Below are 24,389 nucleotides of genomic sequence, written 5' to 3'. Positions count from 1 at the left end.
CGGACCCGGCCGCCGACCGCGCCGGCCACCGATCGGGAACGGCCCGACCGGGTGCCTCGATCACGAAAAGCGACAATCGACCTCCGCAGAAATGCGGAGGTGCCGGAATGGCGCTAAACGCGTCGGCCAGCCATCCGGCGGTACAGCCTTCCGGACTGCTACGGTACTTTCCCCGGTCGCCGTCCGGCGCCGATCCGAACCACCGCACCAATGGGAGGCCCGAGTGACGGCGAGTCCGCCACCCCGTGTGGGAACGCGCCCGCTGAACCTCAGTTCACGGACTCTGCGCGCGCTGGTGTCGATCGATTCACCCGTTCTCGAAGCGGCCGTGCGGCGGACCGTCCGCCGGGTGCGCGAGCAGGGCATCTCCGAGCAGATGCAGGGCCAGCGTGACTAGCGACCTGGCCGAACCGCCGCTGGTCGACCCGCTCGCCGGGGCGCCGCTGGACCCCGAGCTGTTCGACCGGGTGTGCGCCGGGCCGGCCGCCGGGCCGGCGCTGCGGGCGCTGCGGGACGCCGAGAACGCACTGCGCAAGCAACTCCTGCTCGCGTTCGACTCGGAATTGCGCCGCAATGACCGGGCGTCGGCGGTTCTGCCCGATTTCGACGCCGCCTGGGAGTTGCTGCTCCGGGTGGAGGACACCCATCCGGAACTGGTCGACGGCATTGTCATGTTCCCGGCCGTCGGGCTGTGGCTGCAACGCGCGATTAAACAGCTCGGTGGCGAATTCCCGGACCGCCCCGCCGATCGGGCGGGAATCGGCGTCCTGCACGCCGTCGCGGCGGCGGCGGCCGTGCGCGCCGGGGTGGACTGCGCCATCCGGGTGCCGGTCGTGCGGGGCGTGGTCAGCCTGCCGACCGTGGGCCGGTTCGACGTGGCCGTGGACGACGGGGTCGACTTCGTGCGGCTCACCGCGTCCGGCGGGCGGACGGCGCTCGACCACGGGGGCACGCCGCTGGCCGGCGGTTTCACCGAGGTCCGCCGGCACCGCGCCGAGGTCGCCGGCCTCGCCCTGGACGTGGTGTTCGACGACGCGGACCCGCACCGGGCGTTCACCGAGGGCACCAGCCCGCCGGACCCGGTGGACGACGCCGAGTTCGCCCGCTGGCGTGCCCAACTGGACGAGGCGTGGTCGGTGCTCGTGGACTGGCACCCCGGGTACGCCGAGGAGCTGGCGCAGGGCCTGGTCAGCCTGGTGCCGCTGACCCGCGAGGGCAAGCTCGTGGGCGCGTCCTGCGCCGCCGCGTTCGGCGCGGTCGCGCTGTCGGAGAAGGCCACGGCCGACGACCTGGCCGACGCGCTGGTGCACGAGCTCCAGCACTCCAAGCTCAACGCCCTGCTCGAACTCGGCCCCCTGCACGAGCCCGACGAGCAGCGGCGCTTCTACGCGCCGTGGCGGGACGACCCACGACCGCTCAACGGCGTCCTGCACGGCATCTACGCGTTCGCCTCGGTCGTGGAGTTCTGGCACGACCGGCGGGGGCGGGTCGCGCCGGAGCGGGCCGCCGAGGCGGAGTTCGCGTTCGTGCTCCGGGCGCTCCAGGTCCGGTCGGCCATCGAGGACGTCGCCGCCACCGCGCGGCTCACCGCGCGCGGCCGGCTGTTCCTCGCCGCGCTGTCCGACCGCCTCGCCGCCCGCGAGGCGGCGCTGACCCGCGCCGACCGCACCGGCCCGGTGGCCGACCTCGTCGCCGACCACCGCGCGCACTGGCGGGTCGCGCACCTGGCACCGGACGCGTCGGACGTCGCCCGGCTCGCCGGGGCGTGGCTCGCCGACCGGCCCGCGCCGCCGGACCCGGTGCGCGCCGAGGTCGCCGACCACGGGCCGGTCGGTCCTTCGGACCGGGCGGCGGCGCTCAAGGCCCTGGCCCTGCGGCGGACCGACCTGCCCGGTGCCGCCGACGCGGCCGACGCCGCCCTCCTCGCCGGCGACGTGGACGGCGCAGCCGAGCTGTACCTGCGCCGCGTGGCCGCCGACCCGGCGGACGACCAGGCGTGGGCCGGGCTGGCCCGGACGTCGGCCGAGGGGGCGCTGCGGCGCACCCCCGAGGTGGTCCGCGCGCTGCACCGCGAGGTCGCCGCCCGCACCGGCACCGCGCCGGACCCGGTCCGGCTCGCCGCGTGGTTGGCGGACCCGCGCCGCTGACCCCGAGCCGGCCGCGCAGGACCCGCGAGCTCACAGCTGCATGGTGTCCATGTCGCAGTTGGCGCGCACCAGCTTGGTGGCCAGGACGGTCGTGGGGTGCTTCTCGCCCAGCACGCGGCGCAGCCCCTCGACCGTCCTGAGCTGGAGTTCCGAGGACTCCTCGACCAGGCCCAGGTTCCGGAAGTCGATCGCCAGGTTCAGCGCGACCGCCAGGGTCGACGGGTGGTCCGGGCCCAGCACGCCGGTCGACCGGGCCAGGGTGTCCTCGTCCAGCTCGCGGGCCCGCTCGTGGTCGCCGAGCGACGCCACGTCGCTGGCCAGGTTCGTAGCGCTGACCAGGGCGAACGGGTGGTTGCTGCCGAAGATCCGGTGCAGCGTGGCGGTCACCCGGGTGTTGAGGTCGGCGGCTCGCTCCACCTGGCCCGCCAGCCGGTAGTCCACGGCCAGGTTGGTCGCCGCGATCAGCGTGTGCGGGTGCTCCTCCTTCTGGATCTCGGTGAACAGCGCGTGGCTGCGCTCGGCCTGCTCCAGCGCGCCGCCGATGTCGTCCAGGTGCCGCAGGTCGACCGAGAGCGTCATCAGCGACGTGATGGAGTCCAGGTGCCGTTCGCCGTACCGGCGGCGGTAGCGGGTGTAGCAGTCCTCGGCCAGCTCGCGCGCGCCCTCGTGGTCGCCGACCCGGCAGCGCGAGACGGCCAGGTTGCGGCTCGTGCCGATGGTGTGCGGGTGGTCCTCGCCGAACAGCTCGCGCTGCCGCCGCAGCGTGGCCTCCTGCATCTGCCGGGCCTGCTCGTAGTTGCCCAGCTCGCGCAGGTCGGTGGCGAGCCCGCTCTGCGACCGGTGCGTCCACAGGTGGTCCGGGCCGAGGACCGCGATCCGGCGTTCGAGGGTCTCCTCGTCCAGCGCGTACGCCCGGTCGAACGCGCCCATCAACCGGTAGCAGCTCGCCAGGTTGTTGGCGTAGCGCAGGGTGTTCGGGTCCTCCTCGCCCAGCACCCGGCACGCCGCGCGGTGCACGTCCTCCTGGATGGCCAGTTCCTCGGTGAACCGGCCCTGCGAGCGCCGGTCCGCCGCGATCACGTCCCTCATGCTGATGGCCTGCTCGTGGTCGTCGCCCACCGCGTTGCGCAGGGTCTCGTAGGTGCGGTCGTTGAGCAGGATCGCCTCCTGCACCCGCCCGGACCGGCGCAGGCCGACCGCGTGCAGCCGGCGCATCTCCAGCGTCTCCAGGCTGTCCTCCCCCAGCGTGGTGCGCCAGATCTCGACGCCGTGCTCGGACAGGTCGATCGCGCCGTCGTAGTCGCCGCTGGCCAGCAGGTACTTGACGAAGTTGGTGATCATGGCGCGGGCCCAGGTGTACTCGCAGTCGATCGCCTCCGACGCGACCGCGTGCGGCAGCAGGTCGGCGTAGCGCTGCCAGTTGGACGCCACCTCCGGCACCTGCGGGTCGCCGTTGACCAGCAGCACGTGCACCGCGTGCCGCAGGTTCTCCCGGCCCTCCGCGTCCAGCCGGTTCTTCACCGCCGCCTGCACCAGCCGGTGGAGCTGGATGGTGTTGCTGCGGTGGTCGATCCTGGCCAGGCTGTACTTCTTGATCTCGCGGATCGCCCGGTCGAGCTTGATCGGGACGTTGAGGGCCTCCTCCAGCTCCGGCGGCACCGGCGCGTCGCGCACGCCCCGGAACAGCAGCAGCGAGATCGGGTCCGGGCCGAAGAACGCGCAGATCTGGAGGAGCTGCAACGCCGCCGGGTGGTCGCGCCCGAGCAGGTTGAGCGGCACGTTCCAGGCCGCCGCCACCGGGAGCTGGTCGTCGTCGGACTGGCCCGCCTCGATCAGCTCGACCCGGTTGAGCCGCAGCAGCTCCAGGTACTCCGCCACCGGCATCCCGGTCTGCGCCCGCCACGCCGCCGCCTGCTCGATCGCCAGCGGCAGGTCGCCGAGGGCGGCGGCCAGCGCGTCGGCCTCGGCCGCATCCATCTCGCCGCCCCTGCGGTGCAGCAGCTCGATGCTCTCGTCGCGGGTGAACAGGTCGACCTGCACGGCGTGGGCGTGGCCGCTCCAGTCGGAGTTGCGCGAGGTGACCACGACGTGGCCGGGGCCGGTGGGCAGGAACCGGCGCAGGTCCTCGGGGCGCTCGGCGTTGTCGAACACCACGATCCAGCGCGGGTACGGCTCGCCCTCGGCCAGCGCCTCCAGCACGGCGGGCACGGCGGCGTCGGCCGACCCCGCCGGGAGGTCGAGCTTGCGCGCCAGCTCCACGAAGCTGTTCTTGATCTGCGCCGAGTGCTCGGCGGGCACCCACCACACGAGCTGGTACTCCGAGTCGTGCCGGTGCAGGTACTCCACGACGGTCTGCGACTTCCCGACGCCGCCCAGGCCGTGCAGCGCCTCCGGCAGGACGGCCGTCGCGCCGCCCTCGGCGAGTCTGCGGCGCAGCTGCTCCAGCAGCTCCTCCCGGCCGACGAAGTCCTTGTTGCGCATCGGGACCCGGCCCCACACCTGCGGGAGCTGCCCGGGTTCTTCCGGCTGGTCACGCCTGGTCATGTCGCCTCCTCCGGCAGGGGACACCCCGGCCGCGCCTCGCTGTCCCCCGGTGCCGGTGCCCAGCCGGGAGCGCAGCGCGGCCAGCCGCTTCGCCCTCGGCAGGTACGGCCCCGACAGGGCGCGGAACACCGCTTCCTGCACGCGGATGTGCCGCAGGTTCTCGGGTGAGATCTCGGGCAGTTCGGTGTCGGGCCGGTCGATCGCGGCGGCCAGGTTGTGCAGCGCGGTCGCGCCCGGGTCGGCGTGGTCGGCCACCAACCGGGCGACCCGGACCGTGTCCGCGCGGTGCGAGCCCGCGAGCAGCTCCTCGCGCACGCCGACGTGGAAGTCGTAGAAGACGTCCGGTGGCCCGTCGTCGTCGCTGCGGGTCATCAGCCCGCCCAGCAGCACCTCCGCCAGCACGGACAGCCCGGTCTTGGGCAGCAGCACGCGCTGCACGAGCTTCATGGTCGGCAGGTCCAGCGGCGCTGCGGCCAGCAGGCCGGCGAGCTGGAAGGCCGCCGCCGACGCGACGGTGCGGAACCCGAGCACCCGGGCCCGCGCGGAGCCGCCCGCCTCCTCGGCGACCTCCGGCGGTTCCGGCGGCGGGTCGCCGTCGACCGGGTGCGCCATCGCGGCGGTGGTCTCCACCCACGCCGCCCCCGGCACGCCCAGCAACCGCGCCCAGCCGGCGAACCAGTCGCCGGACAGCTCCAGCACGGGCACCGGCGTGGCACCGCCGGCGGCGCTGTCCGGGAACGCGAAGCCCGGTTCGGCCGGCCGGATCCGCAACTGCGCGTTCGCGGCACCGGGCGCGGGCGCGGACAGCCGCACCCGCCGGGTGGCCAGGCCGCCCCAGTGCCACAGCCGCTGGTCGAGCATGTGCACCACGGCGACCGGCATCCGCTGCCCCCAGTGCCACAGCACGCGCTCGGCCGCGCCGCTGTACCACGCCTCGCCGACCGCGTCGGTCATCACCAGCACGAGCCGCCGCCCGGTCGGGTCGACCAGGCGGTGCCAGCCCAGCGGCCGGGCCCCGGCGCGGTCCGCCGTCTCCGGGCGCAGCACCAGCTCGGCGGGCGTGCGCACGGAGAAGTCCGCGTGGTACAGGCGGACGTCGCGGAACGCGCCCTGGCGGGCGAGCAGGTCGCGGAACTCGCGGGTGGTCTGCTGCCACACCGGCATCAGGCCCGCCTGGTCGACGACCAGCACGACCTCCAGCGGGTGCCAGTAGGTGGGGCGGCACTCGGGGACCCACAGCCGGTCCTGCGCCGCCCGCACGGCGGTGGCCTCCTCGTCCAGCTCCTCGTCGCGCGGCGAGGGCGTGCCCCGCATCAGCGGGCGCAGCGCGCGGGCGATCCACCGCCGGTCCGGCAGCGCGGGCACGGTCGGCCACGCGGTGGACGCGCCCTGCGTGCGACCGCCCTCGTCGGGCCGCCCGCTCACCGCGCCGCGCGAGTTGATCGCCCACTCGCGCAGCCGCGCCCCGGCGGCCGGGTCCTCCGCGCCGCTGCGGGGGTCGCGCCCGGGTCCGGCCGCCGGCTGTCCGGGCGGCTCGGCCGGCGGCTCCGGCCGCGCCGCGCCCTCCCCGCCGGCCGTGGACGGCAGCCGCCACGGCGAGTCGTGCGCCGAGGGCAGCCGGCCCGCGCCGCTGAGCACCATGGCCAGCCACATCGCGTCGCGGACCTCGCGCAGCGACAGCGCGCCGCCGGCCAGGTCCGCGACGGGCTCGGCGGCCCACCGCGCCGACTGGCCGACCGCCGCGCGGACGCCCGCCCACTCGCGTTCCGGCCCGTCCATCACGCGTCGGGGCTGAGCGGGTGCCAGATCGACCGGAGCAGCTCGTCCCAGTCGTGGTCGGCGCGGTAGGCACCCGAGGTGGCCAGTTGCACGGACAGGTGCACGGCGTTGAGGAGCTGGTCCGCCGCGAGGCCGCCGACCTGCCTGCCGTGCTCCAGGAACCGCCCGATCAGCGCGTCCAGCTCGACCTTGTCCGGGCTGCCGAAGTGCGCCGCCACCATCCGGCCCAGCCGGGCGAAGTCCGGCGGGTCGACGTGCAGCCGCAGGCAGCGGCGCAGGAAGGCGGGCGGGAACTCGCGCTCGCCGTTGCTGGTGATGATGACGACCGGGAACTCCCGGCAGCGCACCACGCCCTCGGTCACCGCCGCCGTGCCGCCGTGGTCGGCCGTGCGCACCACCACCTCCGGGCGGCTGCCGCTCATCCGGGCCAGCTCCGGGATCTCGTACTCGCCCTCCTCGAAGACGTTGAGCAGGTCGTTGGGCAGGTCGATGTCGCCCTTGTCCAGCTCGTCGATGAGCAGCACGCGCGGCAGGTCGTAGGGCAGCAGGGCGGTGCCCAGCGGGCCGAGGTGCAGGTAGCGGCCGATGTCGGTCTCGCCGGCCGCGTCCCGGTCGCCGGCCGCCGTCGCCTGCACCCGGCCGATCGCGTCGTAGTGGTAGAGGCCGTCCGCGAGCCGGGTGCGGCTGGTCACCGGCCAGCGCAGCACCGGCCCGAGGCCCAGCTCCCGGGCGATCACGTAGGACAGGGTCGACTTGCCGGTGCCCGGCTCTCCGGTGACCAGCAGCGGGCGGCGCAGGTGGATCGCGGCGTTGACCATGTCGACCTCGCGCGGGTTCGGTATCCGCTCGGCGCCGGGCACGTCGCCCACGTGGCGGTCGGCCTCGCCGCCGTCGTCGGCCGGGCGGGACGCCGAGCCCTGCCCGGTGAACCGCCGCCACGGCGGCGCGGCGGGCCACGGGCCGGCCGGCGCGACCGCCTTCCGCGCGGTGCCCCGGTACAGACCCCACTCGCCGTGCGACGGGCCGCGCGCGGCGGTCCCCGGATCGGTGCTCATGCCGCCGAAGCTCCTTCCGGCGCCCTGGGGTGCAGGGGCACCATCATCCGGTGGGGGTCGTCGTAGAGGATGGTCAGCGCGCCGCCGCACACCTCGTCGTCCGAGCCCCGCTTGAAAGCCTCGATGCGGGCCAGCCGCACCCGTTCCAGCAGGTCGTGCCGGCCGCCGGCGTGCAGCAGGTCGCGCGCCGCCGCGAAGAACCGCTCGTCGCAGCGCTCGCGGTGCCACAGGACCAGCGGCACGCCCGCGCGCAGGCCCACCGCGATCTCGTCGCGGCCCGAGGACTCCGCGCGGGGCGGGGCGCCGAGCACCAGCGCCACCGCTGCGGGCCGCTGGTCGAACGCGGCGGTCAGCGCGCGCGGGCCGCCCGGGTCGCCGTCGCGGCCCCAGCACGTGGCCACCGGGTCGACCGTCCCGGTGGTGTCGAGCTGCACCGCCAGCTCCGCCCAGCGGGACCGCCACTCGCGGTGCCACTGCCGCTTGCCCATCCGCTCCAGGCTGCGCACGACGACCGGGTAGCGGCACCCGAGGAGCTGCGGTTCGCCGTCCGGGTCGGTCTCCCAGTTCCACTGGTCGACGTCGAGGTTCAGCATCTCCGCCGAGAGCACGAACTCCACCCGGTAGACCGGGTCGAACTCGGCCCAGTCGGCCTCGACGCGCACGATCAGCTCGATCACCTTGTGCTTGACCGACTCCAGGTCGCCGACGTGCTCGGCCACCCGCATCGGGTACCACCCGTCCTGGAGGCCGAGCTGGTGCCAGTGCACCAGCTCGAACCGGTCGCCGGTCGCGCCGATCCGCTGCAGCGAGAAGACCAGGAAGCCGTTGGACTCGCGGTGCCGGGTCAGCGCGGCCTTGGCGCTGCGGATGTCGTGGCGGACCGCCCGCAGCTCCTCGACCAGCCCGAGCCGCTCGCCCTGCGCGGTCGTCCAGCGGTGCAGTTCGAGCGCCACCTCCGGCCGGGCGCGGGCCGCCAGGTGCTCGATGAACACCAGCGGCTTGGGCAGGCCGTCCGGGCGCGCGTTGAGCGTCTCCAGGAGGCTGAAGGCGTTGAGGTACCCGGAGTTCGACGGCAGCCGGGGCGCGGTCGGCCCGGCTACCGAGGCGTAGACCTCGTCCACGTCCTCGACGTTCACCTCGCGCAGCAGGGTGAGCACGGTGTGCCGGACGTCGGCGGGCCAGAACGGCAGCACGGTCATGTCGAACACCGCGTCGCGCACCTCCACCATGTGCCGCGAGCCCTTGTCCAGCCGGTCCACCACGCGCACCAGCGCGGACAGCCCGAGGGGCCGCTGCCGGCACGCCACGACGATGTCGTAGAGGTGCATGAGCTGGTAGGGCCGCTCCTCGATCGGCAGCACCTCTCCCAGTTCCTCGCAGAGCATTCGCACCACCAGGCTCCGCCCCTGGAGCTCGCCCAGCACCGGGATCCGGCTCAGCGAATCGACGAGTTGCCACAAGACTTCCTGTTCCGGTTCCTGAGGTGTCCGCACATCTCCCCCTTGTGCTCTGCCGCCGTGCACCGATCCACCACCCCCTCCGGGCATCTTAGGGCCGGAAGCCGAAATCCGATCCCTCTTCGCGGACGAGCCATTGGCGGGCCGCTGCTTCCGCCCGGCGCAACGGGATCGAGTCGCCCTCCAGATCGCGCAACACCCGGAAGAGCGCATTCATCCCATCGTCGTAATCACGACAAGTCCGGACCAGTTCGAATACGTGCGGTCGGACGCTCGGGTGGTGCGGCACCGCCGCGCCGACCGGTGGCGGCAGCAGGGTCAGCACCATGCGCCGCATCCCGTCGTCCCGGATGACCGCCACCTCCAGCAGGGCTTCTACCAGGGCGGTCAGGGCGTCGCCGACCGCTCGGCCCCGGTCCTGCGGTGGCGCGGAGAACTGCCCGGTCGGGTCGGCCGGCACTGCCGGGGCGACCGGGAGAGGCATTCCCGGAGCGGTGGCGGAGATCATCTCCGTTGAATCGACACAATTTTCCCGCAATTCTGCGGATGCCAATCGCCGGCCCGCGAGCATGATGTCCGCACCCGCACCGGCGAACCGCGCGCAGCACCCGTCGACCGGCCGCGCGCACAAACCCAGCCGAATGCGCGGCGGCCCGCGCAGCTCGCCCGAAACCCCGGCGAGGCACCGGGCCGCGCGATTCAGCAGCACCACTCCCGGCAGGTGCGGCGGAATGAAGATCCGCCCGCCGCCGACGCCTTCGCGCGCGCGGTCGGAATCCCATCGAATTACGGCATCGGCGAAAGCCCGGGAGATCGCGCCCTCGACCGCGCGGCGCACCCGGAGCCGGTCGGCCGGTCCACGGCCGACCGCTCCGCCGGTCCAGCCGGGACCGCCGGGGTGGTCGACGGTGAACACGACGACGGTGTACGGCGGCGGAAACCCGTTGGACGGCACTGCGATCACCTCGCCACACCTGGCCGGTGCCCGGGACCACACGGTAGCCACGAGTGGGCCGGTGGCGTGAGGGGTGACGCGAATGATCGCCCGGCAGGACCAAGGGCGGGTCCGGCCCGGCACCCCGCACTGGGCCGGTCGGGGGGTCGACGGCCGGACCCGCCGGGCGGCCGGGGTGGGGCCGCCCGGCGGGTGGCCGGCGCTACAGGCGCGGGTCGACCGGCTCGGACTCCAGGGCCAGGACCGCGAAGACGCACTCGTGCACGCGCCACAGCGGTTCGCCCCGGGCCGCGCGCTCCAGGGCCTCCAGGCCGAGGGCGTACTCGCGGATCGCCAGCGACCGCTTGGCGCCCAGGTTGCGCTGCCGCAGCCGGGCCAGGTTGTCCGGCTCGGTGTAGTCCGGGCCGTAGATGATGCGCAGGTACTCGCGGCCCCGGACCTTGATGCCGGGCTGCACCGGGCCGCGCTCGCCCCGCACCAGGTTGGCCAGGGGCTTGACCACCATGCCCTCGCCACCGCCGGCGGTGAGCCCCTCCCACCACCGCACGGCGTCGGCGACCTGGGCGTCGTCCCCGGTGTCCACCACGCGGTGGCGGGTCCGGGTGAAGATCTCGCCCTCCAGCCCGCCGAGCACGTCCAGGTGCCACAGGTGGTCGCGGTCGTGGAACGTCCGCCCGCGCGCCGCCAGGAGCTGGAACGGCGCCAGCCGCAGGCCGGTCAGCCCTTCGGTCGGCCAGGTGTAGTTCCGGTAGGCGTCGCGGTACCCGGTGGCGTTGGCCAGGCGGGAGCCGGTGCGGGCCGCCAGGTCCGCCACGTCGACGCCGCGCGCCGACGCCGCCGCGAGCACGTCCGCCGCGACGGAGAGCGCGCCGACGGCCGCCGCGCCCACGGCGGCGTACTGCTCCTTGATCAGGCCCGCCGCCTTGGCGTTCCAGGGCAGCAGCTCGGCGTCGAGGAGCAGCCAGTCGGTGTCGAAGCGGCCCCACAGGTCCGCCCCGGTCACCGCCTCGCGCACCCGGTCCAGGAACTCCTCCGCGAGGGGGCCGTCGAAGAACGGCCGGCCGGTGCGGGTGTGGATCGCGCCGGAGTCCCGGCGCACCAGCACGACCGCGCGGGAGCCCATGTGCTTCTCCTCGCAGATCACCTCGCGCACGCCGGCGGCGCGGTACTCGGCGAAGGCTTCCTCCGGGTGCTCCAGGACGTCCGGGCGGCGCGACGTCGCGGTGGGTGCCATGGTCGGCGGCAGGTACAGCAGGTCGTGCGGGTCGATCGCGAAGCGGCTCATGACCTCCAGCGCCGACGCCGCCTGCTCCGGGCGCACGGTGACGCGCCCCCGGTGGGCCGTCTCGATCGTGCGGCGGCCGGTCACGTCGGACAGCGCCAGCACGTCGGGCGCGCGCTCCGGCTCCGGCGCGACCACCGGCCGCACCGGCTCGTACCAGACCCGGTGCGCCGGCACGGAGACCACCTCGCGCTCCGGGTAGCGCAGCGCGGTCAGCTTGCCGCCGAACACCACGCCCGTGTCCAGGCACATGGTGTTGTTGACCCACTCGGCTTCCGGCGTCGGCGTGTGTCCATAGAGGACGGTCGCACGCCCCCGGTACTCGTTCGCCCACGGGTAGCGGACCGGCAGGCCGTACTCGTCGGTCTCGCCGGTCGTGTCGCCGTAGAGCGCGAAGCTGCGCACCCGCCCGGACGCGCGTCCGTGGTAGCGCTCCGGCAGGCCGGCGTGCGCCAGCACCAGGTCGCCGCCGTCCAGGACGTAGTGCGCCACCAGGCCGTCGCAGAACCGCTCGACGGCCGCCCGGAACTCGTCGGTCTCCTCGGCGAGCTGCGCCAGCGACTCCGCGAGCCCGTGCTTGACCTGGACGTTGCGCCCGCGCAGGGCGCGCACGAGCTTCTGCTCGTGGTTGCCGCACACGACGAGCGCGTGCCCGGCGTCGACCATGCCCATCACCAGGCGCAGCACGCCGGGGGTGTCCGGGCCCCGGTCGACCAGGTCGCCGACGAACGCCGCGCGGCGGCCGGCGGGCGGCACCGCGTCGACGGCCCGGCCGGCCCCGTCGTGCACCAGGCCGTAGCCCAGCTCGACCAGCAGCTCCTCCAGCTCGGCGCGGCACCCGTGCACGTCGCCGACCACGTCGAACGGGCCGGACTCGTGGCGCAGGTCGTTGAACAGCCTCTCCCGCACGATCACCGCGCTGTCCACAGCGGACTGGTCGCGCAGCACGTGCACCTTCTTGAAGCCCTCCTTGGCGAGGTGCTTCAGCGACTTGCGCAGCGCGGCGCGGTGCCGGCGCACGACGTGCGCGCCGAAGTCGCGGTCGGGCCGCCCGGCGTTGCGCGCCAGGCAGACCTCCTCCGGCGTGTCCAGCACGATCGCCACCGCGAGGACGTTGTGCTCGCGCGCGAGTTCCAGCAGGTGCGCGCGGTCGGCGCGCTGCACGTTCGTCGCGTCCACCACGGTGGTCCGCCCGGCGTCGAGCCGCTTGCCCGCCACGTAGTGCAGCACGTCGAACGCCGCGCCGGACGCCGACTGGTCGTTCTCGTCGTCGGAGACCAGACCTCGGAAGTAGTCGCTGGACAGGACCTGCGTCGCCGCGAAGTGCCTGCGCGCGAACGTCGACTTGCCCGAGCCGGACGCGCCGACCAGCACCACCAGGCACAGGTCCGGGATCTTGAGTTCCATCAGTCGTCCCCCAGGGTGAAGACCGCGAGCTGGGTCGGTGCGCCGAGTGCGGCGTCCTCCGGCCCGACGGGCAGGTAGCGCGCGGTGTAGCCCCGGCGCGCGGCGACCCCGTCGCCCCACGCGCGGAACTCCGCGCGGGTCCACTCGAAGCGGTGGTCCGCGTGCCGGAACTGGCCGGCCGGCAGCGTCTCGAACAGCGCGTTGCACTCGGCGTTGGGCGTGGTGACCAGGACCGTGCGCGGCCGGGCCACGGCGAACACGGAGTTCTCCAGCGCGGGCAGCCGGGACGGGTCCAGGTGCTCCACGACCTCCATCAGCACGGCCGCGTCGTACCCGGCCAGCTCCGGGTCGGCGTAGGTCAGCGACGACTGGCGCAGCGTCAGCCGCTCGCGCTGCCGGTCCCCCATGCGCTCCAGGCCGAGCTTGCGCGCGGCGACCTGCAACGCCCGCGCCGACACGTCCACGGCGTGCACCTCGGTGAACGACGGGTCGGCCAGCAGCGCGCGCACCAGCGCCCCGCCGCCGCAGCCGAGGTCGAGCACGCGCCGCGCGCCGGCCTCCTTCAACTGCGCCACCAGGGCGTCCCGGCGCTGCGCGGCGAGCGAGACGCGCGGCTCGTCGAGCGCGTTGTCCAGCTCCTCCGGCTCGACGCCCTCGACGTCGGCCAGCCGCGACAGCGCCGACCGCACCAGCGGCCGGCGGCGCGCGAGGTACCGGGTGGTGATCAGCTCGCGCTCGGGGTGCGCGCCGAGCCAGCCCTCGCCGGCGCGCAGCAGCTTGTCCACCTCGTCCTCGGACACGTAGTAGTGCTTGCTGCCGTCGAGCACGGGCAGCAGCACGTACAGGTGCTTGAGGGCGTCGGACAGCACCAGCGTGCCGGTGAGGGTCACGTCGGCGTACCGCGAGTCCTCGCCGTCGCCCAGCGGGATCGGGGTGATCGCCGCGCTCCAGCCGAGCGGCGCGAAGAGCTGCTCCACCAGGCGGTGCGGCAGCACCGGGATGCGCACGGAGAGCGGGATCGGGGTCGCGGCCAGCTCCTCCCGGGTGCGGCTGCGGCCGTTCATCGCGGTGCGGAACACCGTGCCCAGCGCGACGGTGAGCAGCGAGCCGGCCACGTACGGCCGGTCGTTCACGTACTGGGTCAGGGTGCTGCCGGGACCTCGCACCAACCCCACGGGGTCGACCTCCAGCAGGAGGGCGACGGTGCACTCCTCCTCGTCCGCGCGGGGGTAGAAGACGTGCGCGGGACCGGCGGAGGTGGAGAACGACTGCGCCCGGTCGGGGTGCTTGTGCAGCAGGTGGCCGAGGTCGGTCGCCGGGCGGTGGGTGGTGGTCAGCGTCAACAGCACCGGTCCAGTGTGGACGAGGAGGTGCCTCGCGGGCGCGCGAATAAGCACATCTGCCCTCCGTGCCCCGCGACCGCCGGCCCCTGTCGAGCCGGACCGGTCCGGTGCTCCGCGACCTGCGACAGCCCGGCACCCGGCGGAGCCGGACCGACCGGGCGGCTACCCCTCGCCGCCCGCCACGTAGACGTGCGCCGCCCACGGCGTCAGCTCGACCGTGCCGTCCAGCCGCGCCGGCTCGACGTTGGACAGCACCGGGTCCGTGGCCGGCCAGTCGACTTCGACCACCTCGGTGGCGTCGCCCATGTTGGCCACGACCAGCAGCCGGACGTCCTCCAGCACCCGTTCGTAGGCGTAGACCCGGGGGTGGTCGGCCAGCAGCATCCGGAAGTCGCCCAACGCCACCACGGGCAGTTCGTGCCGCAGCGCGATCAACCGCCGGTAGTGGTTGAAGACCGATGCCGGGTCGTCGTACTGCGCCTGCGCGTTGAGCCAGGTGTGGTTCGGGTTCACCGGCAGCCACGGCTCGCCCGCGCCGAAGCCGGCGTAGGTGCCCGCGTCCCACTGGACGGGCGTGCGGGCGTTGTCCCGGCCCATCGCGCGGATGCCGCGCATCACCTCGGCCGGGTCCGCGCCCGCCGCCACGGCGTCCCGGTGGTGGTTGACCGACTCGACGTCGCGCAGGTCGGCTGGGCCGGCGAACGGCGCGTTGGTCATCCCGAGCTCTTCGCCCTGGTAGACGTACGGCGTGCCCCGGTGCAGGTGCAGCACGGTGCCCAGCGCGGTCGCGGACTCGCGCCACCAGCGGTCGTCGTCGCCGAACCGGGACACCACCCGGGGCTGGTCGTGGTTGTTCCAGTACAGGCTGTTCCAGCCGACCTCGCCCAGCGCGGCCTGCCACCGGCCCAGGGACGCCTTGAGGTCGCGCAGGTCCAGCGGCCGGGGGTCGAACTTGCCGCCCGGACCGTGGTCGAGCGACACGTGCTCGAACTGGAACACCATGTCCACCTCACGCCGCGCCGGGTCGGTGAACCGCTTGGCCTGCTCCGGGGTCACGCCGGGCATCTCGCCGACGGTCAGCAGCCGGCCCGGCCGGTCGCCGAACACCTCGCGGTGCATCTCGTGCAGCAGCTCGTGGACGCGCGGGCGCGTGCCGAAGTGCGGGAAGCCGTCACCGAGGCCGCCGGTCCCGGTCGGTGCCCCGTCGGGCAGTTCCGGGTCCTTGGAGATCAGGTTGATGACGTCCATCCGGAACCCGTCGACGCCCCGGTCGAGCCACCACCGCATCATCTCGTGCACGGCGTTCCGGACCTCCGGGTTCTCCCAGTTCAGGTCGGGCTGCTTGCGGTCGAACAGGTGCAGGTAGTACTCGCCGGACGCGTCGTCCAGGGTCCACGTCGACCCGGAGAAGAACGACTCCCAGTTGGTGGGTTCCGCACCGGGCTCGCCCGGCGCGAACCCCGGGCGCGGTGGCCTCCACCAGTACCAGTCCCGCTTGGGGCTGTCCGGCGAGGACCGCGACTCGACGAACCACGGGTGCTCGTCCGAGGTGTGGTTGACCACCAGGTCCATGACCAGCTTCATGCCGCGCGCGTGCACGGCGGCCAGCAGCCGGTCGAAGTCCTCCATCGTGCCGAAGACGGGGTCGATCGCCTGGTAGTCGGAGATGTCGTAGCCGTTGTCCGCCTGCGGCGAGGCGTAGACGGGCGAGAGCCACAGCACGTCGACGCCCAGCCGCTCCAGGTGGTCGAGCCGGGACTCCACGCCGCGCAGGTCGCCGATCCCGTCACCGTCCGCGTCCGCGAAGCTGCGCGGGTACACCTGGTACACGACGGCCGAGGTCCACCACGGCACCGGTTCGAGGGTCATCAACGTCCTTTATGGATGGTGTTTATGACAGGTCGTGCCCACGGACAGCCCAACACGTTACGACAACCGGGCGATGAACACCCCGGGTACCACGACGGTGACCCTTAAACCCTACGTACGGGTCTGTTCATACTCCGCTACGCCTGGTTACTTGGGCGGGGGGAGCCACCCCCCTGTCAGAGGGCTCCCCGCTGTTCCCTGCTCAAAGGAGATCACCATGCTCGTGCGAAAGGTCGCGCGTGCCGCCGTGCTGGCGCTGGGCGCGCTGCTGCCGCTGGTGGCGGTCACCGCCCCCAGTGCCACGGCGGCGGAGTCCCAGGCGCTGGTGCGCACCCTGTACTACGACACCAGCCAGGCCCAGGAGTTCGTGGCCGACTGGGACAAGGCAGCGGAGAACTGGAACAAGTCCGTCGCCAACGTCAAGCTGGCGAAGAAGGGCCCCGGCACGCCGACCAACATCCGCATCTACGCGGACAACGGCTGGCCGAGGGCGATGCCGACCTCGCTCGGCAACGGCACGGTGTACATGGGTCGCCAGGCCGTGCAGCAGGGCCACTACCGGCCCCGCATCACCACCCACGAGATCGGGCACATCCTGGGCCTGCCCGACCGCCGGACCGGCCTGTGCACGGACCTCATGTCGGGGTCGAGCGCGCCGGCGACGTGCAAGAACGACCTGCCGAACGCGGCCGAGAAGGCCGAGGTCGACCGCAAGTTCCGGGGCACCCTGGCCTCGGCCGACCTGCGGGCGGCGAGCTACAGCGGCAAGGAGTGCTACGTGTACTGACCCCACCCGTGGGGCTTGGAACCACCCGTGGGGCGGCCGGTCGGCCGCCCCACGGGCGTTCCGGGGGAGTTCAGAAGTCCACTGTGGACCGTTGGTACCAGGCGGAGCCCACCACGTCCCGCTCCGCCCGCCGCCGGGCCTTGCCGCCCAGCCGCTGCACGTAGACCACGCCGTCGAGGTGGTCCACCTCGTGCTGGAAGCACCGCGCCAGGTACCCCGACGCGGTGACCACGCGCGCCACCCCGTGCTCGTCGAACCCGGAGCACCGGACGTTGAGCGCGCGCGGCGTCGGGTAGCCCAGGCCCGGCGCGGACAGGCAGCCCTCCCCACCGTCCTGGAGGCCGCCGTCCAGGCGTTCGAGCACGGGGTTGACCAGGCAGCCGCGTGCGTCCGGTCCGCAGTCGTAGACGAACACCCGCAGGTCCACGCCGACCTGGTTGGCGGCGAGCCCGGCACCGGGCGCGTCGTCCATGGTCTCGTACATGTCCGCCACGAGCAGCCGCAGCTCGTCGTCGAACCGCTCCACGGGGCGGGTGCGCGCGTGCAGCACGGGGGTGCCGAACGGCACGATCCGGCGGATCGTCACGGTGCCAACTCCTCGGGGGCGGCCAGCGGGAACATCCGGGTGGTCAGCACCACCGGCGCGGACCCGGCCGGCCGCGCCGCCGGGTCCCGCTCGCGGTCGAAGTAGGGCGCGACGAGGTCGAGGACCGACGCGGCCAGCGCGTCCAGCTCCTCCGGCGTGAGGTGCACGGTCCACCCGGCCGTCGACTGCCGCCGCCAGCGCTCCGGGTAGCGGTGCCGCCGCTCGCGCCACTGCGCGTACCGGAGGTCGTCGCGCTCGTCCAGCGCGTCCTCCGGCGCACCTGCGAGCCGCCACGGCTTCTCCCGGCCCGCGTGCCCCGTGACCTCCTCGACCAGCCCGAACGACGCGAGCCGGCGCAGGTGGAACGACGTGGCCCCGCTGTTGGTGCCCAGTTCGCCGGCCGCCCGCGTCGCGGTGAGCGGCCCGCGCGCGAGCAACTCCAGCAGCGCGAGCCGCAACGGGTGGCTGCGGGCGCGGGCCCGGTCCAGCTCGACGTCCTCGTCGGTGCCCATGATCGCAGACTACACTGTGCAAAGATCGCTGTGCAAACTTTGCTGTGCACACCCCCCGGCCTTCCGACCTCGAACGCAAGCTACGTTCTGGGCATGACGCCCCGTCCCGACGACCCGCCCGAGCAGGCCGGGGACCTCGACTGGAGCCAGTGGCGCCGGCCGCGCCCGGACCGCGCGCGGTTGCGCCACGACTGGTGGCTGGCCCTCGGCGTGGCCGCCGGGTCGGTGGTGATGACGGCACTGGTCACCAGCATGGGCGCGCAGCCCGGCGGCACCGGCCCGTCCCTGGCCGAGCAGTGCGCCTGGGGCGTGGCGGTGAGTGCACCGCTGGCGCTGCGCCGGCGGTACCCGCTGGTCGTGCCGGTCGTGGTCGGTGCGGTGTTCATCGCCGGTCAGGCGCGGCTCGTCGCCGACAACCTGGTGCCGTCGATCGCGCTGTTCATCGCCCTGTACAGCACGGGCGCGTGGGCGCCGGACCGGGTGTGGGCGCGGCGGGTGCGCCTGGGCGTCATCGTGGCCATGTTCGCCTGGCTCGGGTGGGCCATGGTGCGGTTCACGATCGAGCCCGCGCCGCCGTTCGAGCACGCGGCCGGACCGCTGGACCCGGTGCTGGCCTCGGTGCTCTACGGCATCGTGTTCAACCTGATGTTCTTCGTGTCCGCCTACTTCTTCGGCGGCATGGCGTGGCTGTCCGCGCGGCGGCGGGCGGAGCTCGCGCACTGGGGCGAGCAGCTTCGGCGGTCGCAGGAGCAGAACACGCGGGGCGCGATCGTCGCCGAGCGCATCCGCATCGCCCGCGACCTGCACGACGTGGTGGCGCACCACGTGTCGGTGATGGGAGTGCAGGCGGGCGCGGCGCGGCGGGTGCTCGACCGCGACCCGGAGCTGGCGCGGTCGGCGCTGCACACCGTGGAGGAGACCGCGCGGACCGCCATCGGCGAGCTGCGCGGGCTGCTGGGCGTGCTGCGGGCCGAGCCGGACGAGGAACCCGACCAGGGCGGCGAGACGTCCTCGCCGGGCCTGGAGCAGCTGCCCGAGCTGGCCGCGATGGCGCGGTCCACCGGGTTGGACGTCGACCACGGCGTGTTCGGCGAGCCGCGCCCGGTGCCCGAGGGCGTCGCGCTCTCGGCGTACCGGATCGTGCAGGAGTCGCTGACCAACGTGGTGAAGCACGCGGGCGCGCGCCGGGCGGACGTGCGGGTGCGGTTCCTGGAGACGCAACTGGAGGTCGAGGTGGCCGACGACGGGCACGGCCGGTCGAGCGTGCCGGAGCGCGGCGGGTTCGGGCTGGTCGGGATGCGCGAGCGGGTCGCCGTGCACGGCGGTCGGCTGGAAGCCGGGCCCCGGCGCGGCGGCGGGTACCGGGTGCGCGCGTGGTTCCCCGCGTGAGCGGCCCGCTGCGCGTGGTCCTCGCCGACGACCAGGACCTGGTCCGCGCGGGCTTCCGGGTCATCCTGGGCACCGAGGACGACATCGAGGTGGTCGGCGAGGCCCGGGACGGCGTGGAGGCGGTGGCCGTGACCGAGCGGCTGCGGCCCGACGTGGTGCTGATGGACGTGCAGATGCCCGGCGTGGACGGCCTGGAGGCGACCCGCCGCATCCTCGGCCCGGCCGGTGCCGAGCACCCGATCAAGATCGTCATCCTGACCACTTTCGACCGCGAGGACTACCTGTTCGAGGCCCTGCGCGCGGGGGCGAGCGGCTTCCTGCTGAAGAACTCGTCCCCGGAGGACCTGGTCGAGTCGGTGCGGGTGGTGGCCCGGGGCGACGCCCTGCTGGCACCCGAGGTGACCCGTCGGGTGATCGCCCGCTTCGCCACCCCCGGCCCGCTGGTGCCCGCCACCCGCCCGGCCGAGCTGACCGACCGGGAGTTCGAGGTGCTGGTGCACCTGGCGCGGGGCGCGAGCAACGCGGAGATCGCCACGGCGCTGTTCCTGGGCGAGACGACGGTGAAGACGCACGTGTCCCGCATCCTGGCGAAGCTCCGCCTCCGCGACCGCACCCACGCGGTGGTCTTCGCCTACGAGCACGGGATCGTCGCACCCGGGCAGGGGTGACCGGCCGCCCGGGTCGCGGGTCCTCCTCGCGGAGGACGGCGGAGGTCGGTCCGGCGTCGGACGTGCCCCGCCCCGGCGACCGCCTAGCGTGTGGGCATGTTGACAGTGGCGTCGATCAGCCGGAGCTTCGGTGACAACCGGGTCCTCGACGGGGTGTCGTTCGAGGTCCGCCCCGGGCGGATGACCGGGTTCCTGGGGGCGAACGGGTCGGGCAAGACCACCACCATGCGGATCGTGCTCGGTGTGCTGGCCGCGCAGGGCGGCAGCGTCACCTGGCACGGCGAGCCGGTGACCGGGCAGGTGCGGCAGCGGTTCGGGTACATGCCCGAGGAGCGCGGCCTCTACCCCAAGATGGGGGTCGGCGAGCAGATCCAGTGGCTGGGCCGGCTGCACGGCCTCAACCGGGACACCGCGCGGCGCAACACCGCGCGGCTGCTGGAGCAGCTCGAACTGGGCCACCGCGCCGGGGACCGGCTGGAGGAGCTGTCGCTGGGCAACCAGCAGCGCGCGCAGATCGCCGCCGCCCTGGTGCACGACCCGGTGCTGCTGATCCTGGACGAGCCGTTCTCCGGCCTGGACCCCATCGCGGTGGAGACCGTGCTCGGGGTGCTGCGCGAACGCGCGTCCGCCGGCGTCCCGGTGCTGTTCTCAAGCCACCAGTTGTCGTTGGTGGAGCGGTTGTGCGACGACGTGGTCATCATCTCCGGCGGGAAGATCACCGCGAGCGGTGCCCGGGACGAGCTGCGCGCCCGGTACGGCACGCCGAGGTTCGAACTGGTCGTGGACTCCGACGCCGGGTGGGTGCGCGACGTCCCGGGCATCCGGGTCGTGGACGTGGACGGGTCGCGCGCGGTGTTCGAGCCGCTGGCGCCGGACGCCGACCAGGCCGTGCTGGAGACCGCGCTGCGCAAGGGCCCGGTGCGCGGCTTCAGCCCCGTGGTGCCGACGCTCGACGAGATCTTCATGGAGGCGATCTAGATGACCGGGAAGCAGAGCTTCGCCACCGCCACCCGGCTGGTCGCCGAGCGCGAGGTCAGGACCTTCCTGCGCACCAAGGGCTTCTGGGTCGGCCTGGCGGTCATCGTGGTCGGCCTGTTCGCCTCGGCCGTGCTGCCCACCGTGCTGGGCGGCGACCAGACCAAGGTCGCGGCGGTCGGGTCGCGGGCCGTCGAGGTGCTGGCGGACAGCGGGTTGGAGGTCCGGCAGGTCGCCGACCCGGAGGCCGCGCGGGAGCTGGTGCGGGCCGAGGAGGTGGAGGCGGCCGTGGTGCCCGACGACAGCGGGGAGTCCGCGACGGGCCTGCGGGTGGTCGCGCTGAACGACCCGCCGGTCGACGTGCTGGCCTCGCTGCGCACCGCTCCCCCGGTCGACCTGCTCGCGCCCTCCGAGGTCGGCCACGGCCTGCGGCAGCTCGTGATCATGGTGTTCTCCCTGGTGTTCCTGATGTTCGGGATGGGCGGCGCGGCGATCGCGCAGAGCACGGTGACCGAGAAGCAGACCCGGATCGTGGAGATCCTGGTGTCCACGATCCCGGTGCGCGCCCTGCTCGCGGGCAAGATCGTCGGGCACGCGCTGCTCACGCTCGGGCAGGTGGCGGTGATCGCGGCCGTCACGCCGATCGCGCTGAGCATCGGCGGGCACTCGCAACTGCTCGCGCTGGTCGCGCCCGCGCTGGGCTGGTTCGTGCCCTTCCTGCTGCTGGGTTTCGTGCTGCTGGCGTCGATGTGGGCAGTGGCCGGCTCGCTGGTCAGCAGGCAGGAGGACCTGGGCTCCAGCATGGGCCTGGTGATGCTGCTGGTGTTCGGCCCCTACTTCGGCGTGCTGTTCTTCTCCGACAACGCGACCGTGATGGCGGTGCTGTCGTTCGTGCCGTTCTCCGCCGCGATCGCGATGCCCGTGCGGCTGTTCGCCGGCCAGGCGCAGGCGTGGGAGGCCGTGGTGTCCATGGGGTTGCTGGCGGGCGCTGTGGTGGTGATCGTGCTGCTGGCCAGTCGGCTGTACTCCGGGTCGCTGATGCACACCGGGGGCAAGCTCGCGCTGTCCAAGGCGTGGGCGGGCCGGGATAACGCCCGGACATAGGGAAGTGGCAGTGGTCGTGGGCCGGGCGGTCGAACGAGACTGGCCCGGCCCTGACCCTGCGCGCGAGAGGTTCCCCTATGGCTGTGCGGATACGGCGGACGGTCACGTCCGCCACCCTGCTGCTGTGCGGCCTGTCCGTGTGCGCCCCACCGGCGCACGCGGACGACACGATCGGCACCGACGGGTACGTCCACGTCGCGCCGAACGGCACCGTGCTCGGTGTCGACCCCTACTACCCCACCGACGGCAACGGCGGCTACGACGTGGCCGACTACGCCGTCTCCCTGGCCTACGACCCGAACGCGCGCTTCCTGAGCGCCCGCACCGTCGTCACGGCCACCACCACCCAGCGGCTGAGCCGGTTCAACCTGGACCTGCGCGGGCTGTCCGTGACGTCGGTGAAGGTCGACGGCGTGCCGGCGCGGTTCAGCCGGGCCAAGGACCACGAGCTGGTCATCACGCCCGCCGCCGTGCTGGAGGCGGGCGCGCAGTTCAAGGTCGAGGTCGTCTACTGCGGTCGGCCGGTGGCCGAGGCGACGCCGCGCGGCGTGACCGGCTGGCGGGTGTCCCGCACCGGTGGCGCGTTCGCGGCCGGTGCGCCGCACTCGGCCACGACCTGGTTCCCGGTCAACGACACCACGGCCGACAAGGCGACCTTCCACCTCGACGCGGCGGTGCCGGCCGGGTGGACGGTGGTGTCCAACGGCGTGCGCGACAAAGTCCACAAGGGACGGTGGGCGGAGGAGACGCCGATCGCGCCGTCCGCGACGATGATCGCCGTCGACCGGTTCACCGTGCGGGAGTCGGCGCTGCCCGGCGGCACGCCCGTGCTCGACGCGTTCGCGCCCGGCACGAACGCCGGTGCGCTCGCCGCGTCCCTCCCGGCGGTGGTGGAGTTCCTGAGCGGCAAGCTCGGGCCCTACCCGTACCCGACGGCCGGTGGCGTGTTCGTCGCCGACCGGCTCGGCTACGCGCACCCGTCGCAGGGCAGGCCGGTCTACGGCGCCGGTGCCGACCAGGCCGCCCTGGTGCAGGCGGTGGCCGCCCAGTGGTGGGGCAACAAGCTCGCCATCAAGATGTGGCAGGACCAGCCGCTGGTCGAGTCGTTCGCCCGCTACCTGGTGTGGCTGTGGGAGCAGTCCCGGGGCGGCACGCCGGTCGAGCAGCGCTACCAGGACGCGCTGGGCCGTGCGGACTCCGCTTTCTGGGGCCGCAAGCTCGCCGACCCGGGCCGGGGCCGGGAGTTCTCCGTCACCGACAAGGGCGTGCTGATGGTGCACGCGCTGCGCAAGAAGATCGGTGACGAGAAGTTCTTCGCCGTGCTGCGGGAGTTCCCGGAGATCAACGACAACTGGAACCAGGGCTGGCACGACTGGGAGCTGTACACGGGCGCGGTCGCGGACATGGACCTGGCCGCGTTCTTCGAGGCGTGGGTGCACGGCACCACCGCCCCTCCGGCGGAACACCGCTGACCACTCGCAGGGTGGGAGGTGTCCGCCGGCCGGAGGGCCGACCGGCGGACACCCTTTCCGCATGACCGGGGGGTTCTGCCCGTGTGCACCGCGAACCTCCGACTCCGGGGACGGTGCCCGGGTCAGGCCAGGTAGCGGGAGAAGACCGGGGACGTGCGGCACTCCTCGCGGTAGGCCGCCGCCGCGTCCGCGACCAGCAGCCGGGAACAGCCCGTCGACACCCGTTCCCGGTGCCACACCAGCAGGAAGCGGCGGGCCAGCACGTCGTCCGCGAGCAGCCGCACCGCCACGTTCTGGTGCCCCTCGCACGCCGCCTGGGACAGGCCGACCGCGCCGTTGCGCACGGCCGCGAGGGTCATCCCGTAGGACTCCGACGTGTACCGCACGCGCGGCGCGAACCCGAACTCCCGGCACGTGCGGTGGAAGTACTCGTGGAACCGGCTGGAATCCGGCGCGGGCAGCGCCCACTCCTCCTCCGCGAGCTGCGCCAGCTCGATGACCTTGTGCCGCGCCAGCGGGTGGTCCTCGGGCAGCAGCACCAGCGTGGGGTCGTGGGCGACCACGGCCATGCCGACGCACGCGGGCGCGACCGTCTCGAAGCCCGGGTAGTCCTTGACCACACCCACTTCCAGCCGGCGCTGCGCGACCAGGTCCACCACCAGTTCGCGGCACTCGCTGTCGAACAGCGACGCGCCCGCGCCGCCGGGCAGCCGGTTGCCGACGATCGAGGGCAGGTGGCCGAGGATCGGCGAGCACACCCCGCCGACCCTCGGCAGGGCCGGCGCGGCGGTGCGCGCCTCGATGTCCCGCACCAGCCCCTCCATCAGCGGCAGCACCGCGCTGATCCGGTCCAGCAGCAGCTCACCGGTCGGCGTGGGCGCGGCGGCGGTGTTCGGCCCCCGGTCGAACAGCCGCTGCCCCAGCGTGTTCTCCAGCCGCTTGAGCTTGCCGCTGACCGCCGGCTGGCTGATGCCCAGCAGCACGGCGGCCTCCGACAGGCTGCCGGTCACCCCGATGGCCTGCACGAGGCGCAGGTGGTGGACGTCGAGTTCCATGTC

Annotated in this window: 17 protein-coding genes; 7 read left to right on the top strand and 10 right to left on the bottom strand. The window is 73.8% G+C overall.

The genetic code is table 11. The features are described from left to right. The first annotated feature begins 389 nt into the window (after positions 1-389). Positions 390-2,147, top strand: coding sequence for an HEXXH motif-containing putative peptide modification protein (locus AB0I60_RS06450; RefSeq protein WP_360726217.1), 1,758 nt, complete (start codon positions 390-392; stop codon positions 2,145-2,147). A gap of 30 nt (positions 2,148-2,177) precedes the next feature. Here the strand turns inward: AB0I60_RS06450 and fxsT are convergent, their stop codons facing one another. The 7 genes from fxsT to AB0I60_RS06415 all read right to left on the bottom strand — a co-directional run bounded on the left by fxsT (position 2,178) and on the right by AB0I60_RS06415 (position 15,838). Beyond that, a complete protein-coding gene (fxsT, locus tag AB0I60_RS06445) occupies positions 2,178-6,470 on the bottom strand; it encodes an FxSxx-COOH system tetratricopeptide repeat protein (RefSeq protein ID WP_360726216.1) in 4,293 nt (1,430 codons plus the stop codon). Beyond that, positions 6,470-7,525: a MoxR family ATPase gene (locus tag AB0I60_RS06440; protein ID WP_360726214.1), complete on the bottom strand. Its 1,056-nt coding sequence runs from the start codon at positions 7,523-7,525 to the stop codon at positions 6,470-6,472. Before AB0I60_RS06440 ends, fxsT begins: the two co-directional genes overlap by 1 nt. Next, positions 7,522-8,985 carry a hypothetical protein gene (locus tag AB0I60_RS06435; RefSeq protein ID WP_360726213.1) on the bottom strand — a complete coding sequence of 488 codons (1,464 nt, stop codon included), beginning with the start codon at positions 8,983-8,985 and terminating at the stop codon, positions 7,522-7,524. The genes AB0I60_RS06440 and AB0I60_RS06435 overlap by 4 nt, the downstream gene beginning before the upstream one ends. Positions 8,986-9,073: 88 nt before the next feature. Continuing rightward, on the bottom strand, positions 9,074-9,898 hold the full coding sequence (locus AB0I60_RS06430; protein WP_360726211.1) for a hypothetical protein: 825 nt from the start codon (positions 9,896-9,898) through the stop codon (positions 9,074-9,076). Positions 9,899-10,139: 241 nt separating this feature from the next. Next, positions 10,140-12,626 carry a polynucleotide kinase-phosphatase gene (locus tag AB0I60_RS06425; protein WP_360726210.1) on the bottom strand — a complete coding sequence of 829 codons (2,487 nt, stop codon included), beginning with the start codon at positions 12,624-12,626 and terminating at the stop codon, positions 10,140-10,142. After that, entirely contained in the window at positions 12,626-13,975 is a 1,350-nt protein-coding gene (locus AB0I60_RS06420) for a 3' terminal RNA ribose 2'-O-methyltransferase Hen1 (RefSeq protein ID WP_360726209.1), read from the bottom strand. The genes AB0I60_RS06425 and AB0I60_RS06420 overlap by 1 nt, the downstream gene beginning before the upstream one ends. 156 nt (positions 13,976-14,131) lie before the next feature. Next, positions 14,132-15,838, bottom strand: coding sequence for an alpha-glucosidase (locus AB0I60_RS06415; protein ID WP_360726207.1), 1,707 nt, complete (start codon positions 15,836-15,838; stop codon positions 14,132-14,134). Between the two features lie 217 nt (positions 15,839-16,055). Here AB0I60_RS06415 and AB0I60_RS06410 point away from each other — a divergent pair, with 217 nt between their 5' ends. Next, positions 16,056-16,625, top strand: coding sequence for a snapalysin family zinc-dependent metalloprotease (locus AB0I60_RS06410; protein WP_360726205.1), 570 nt, complete (start codon positions 16,056-16,058; stop codon positions 16,623-16,625). Between the two features lie 70 nt (positions 16,626-16,695). Here AB0I60_RS06410 and def read toward each other — a convergent pair whose 3' ends face one another. Both def and AB0I60_RS06400 read right to left on the bottom strand, forming a co-directional pair. Next, positions 16,696-17,211 carry a peptide deformylase gene (gene def, locus AB0I60_RS06405; protein WP_360726203.1) on the bottom strand — a complete coding sequence of 172 codons (516 nt, stop codon included), beginning with the start codon at positions 17,209-17,211 and terminating at the stop codon, positions 16,696-16,698. After that, complete coding sequence (locus AB0I60_RS06400; RefSeq protein ID WP_360726202.1) at positions 17,208-17,723, bottom strand: helix-turn-helix domain-containing protein; 516 nt, start codon at positions 17,721-17,723, stop codon at positions 17,208-17,210. The genes def and AB0I60_RS06400 overlap by 4 nt, the downstream gene beginning before the upstream one ends. A 93-nt stretch (positions 17,724-17,816) precedes the next feature. On the opposite strand from AB0I60_RS06400, the gene AB0I60_RS06395 reads away from it, so the two are divergent. From AB0I60_RS06395 to AB0I60_RS06375, 5 genes are all read left to right on the top strand, one after another. Continuing rightward, a complete protein-coding gene (locus tag AB0I60_RS06395) occupies positions 17,817-19,112 on the top strand; it encodes a sensor histidine kinase (RefSeq protein ID WP_360726201.1) in 1,296 nt (431 codons plus the stop codon). Next, positions 19,109-19,780, top strand: coding sequence for a response regulator transcription factor (locus tag AB0I60_RS06390; protein ID WP_360726200.1), 672 nt, complete (start codon positions 19,109-19,111; stop codon positions 19,778-19,780). Before AB0I60_RS06395 ends, AB0I60_RS06390 begins: the two co-directional genes overlap by 4 nt. A gap of 96 nt (positions 19,781-19,876) precedes the next feature. Next, a complete protein-coding gene (locus AB0I60_RS06385) occupies positions 19,877-20,758 on the top strand; it encodes an ATP-binding cassette domain-containing protein (protein WP_360726198.1) in 882 nt (293 codons plus the stop codon). Then, complete coding sequence (locus AB0I60_RS06380) at positions 20,759-21,859, top strand: ABC transporter permease (RefSeq protein ID WP_360726197.1); 1,101 nt, start codon at positions 20,759-20,761, stop codon at positions 21,857-21,859. 77 nt (positions 21,860-21,936) lie between these two features. Further along, on the top strand, positions 21,937-23,331 hold the full coding sequence (locus AB0I60_RS06375) for a M1 family metallopeptidase (protein WP_360726196.1): 1,395 nt from the start codon (positions 21,937-21,939) through the stop codon (positions 23,329-23,331). A 122-nt stretch (positions 23,332-23,453) separates the two neighbouring features. On the opposite strand, the gene AB0I60_RS06370 is transcribed toward AB0I60_RS06375, so the two are convergent. Then, complete coding sequence (locus AB0I60_RS06370; RefSeq protein WP_360726195.1) at positions 23,454-24,386, bottom strand: LysR family transcriptional regulator; 933 nt, start codon at positions 24,384-24,386, stop codon at positions 23,454-23,456. Between the last annotated feature and the right edge of the window lie 3 nt (positions 24,387-24,389).

It is taken from the genome of Actinosynnema sp. NPDC050436, from assembly GCF_040655415.1.
Classification (GTDB): Bacteria; Actinomycetota; Actinomycetes; order Mycobacteriales; family Pseudonocardiaceae; genus Actinosynnema.
This window is presented reverse-complemented; position numbering and strand designations above follow the sequence as displayed.

Bases quoted from the DNA above. Each gene is read 5' to 3' on its own strand.
- AB0I60_RS06425 (WP_360726210.1), bottom strand. From the start codon at position 12,626: ATGGAACTCAAGATCCCGGACCTGTGCCTGGTGGTGCTGGTCGGCGCG.
- AB0I60_RS06415 (WP_360726207.1), bottom strand. From the start codon at position 15,838: ATGACCCTCGAACCGGTGCCGTGGTGGACCTCGGCCGTCGTGTACCAG.
- AB0I60_RS06380 (WP_360726197.1), top strand. From the start codon at position 20,759: ATGACCGGGAAGCAGAGCTTCGCCACCGCCACCCGGCTGGTCGCCGAG.
- AB0I60_RS06395 (WP_360726201.1), top strand. From the start codon at position 17,817: ATGACGCCCCGTCCCGACGACCCGCCCGAGCAGGCCGGGGACCTCGAC.
- fxsT (WP_360726216.1), bottom strand. From the start codon at position 6,470: ATGGACGGGCCGGAACGCGAGTGGGCGGGCGTCCGCGCGGCGGTCGGC.
- AB0I60_RS06440 (WP_360726214.1), bottom strand. From the start codon at position 7,525: ATGAGCACCGATCCGGGGACCGCCGCGCGCGGCCCGTCGCACGGCGAG.
- AB0I60_RS06400 (WP_360726202.1), bottom strand. From the start codon at position 17,723: ATGGGCACCGACGAGGACGTCGAGCTGGACCGGGCCCGCGCCCGCAGC.
- AB0I60_RS06370 (WP_360726195.1), bottom strand. From the start codon at position 24,386: ATGGAACTCGACGTCCACCACCTGCGCCTCGTGCAGGCCATCGGGGTG.
- AB0I60_RS06375 (WP_360726196.1), top strand. From the start codon at position 21,937: ATGGCTGTGCGGATACGGCGGACGGTCACGTCCGCCACCCTGCTGCTG.
- AB0I60_RS06410 (WP_360726205.1), top strand. From the start codon at position 16,056: ATGCTCGTGCGAAAGGTCGCGCGTGCCGCCGTGCTGGCGCTGGGCGCG.
- AB0I60_RS06385 (WP_360726198.1), top strand. From the start codon at position 19,877: ATGTTGACAGTGGCGTCGATCAGCCGGAGCTTCGGTGACAACCGGGTC.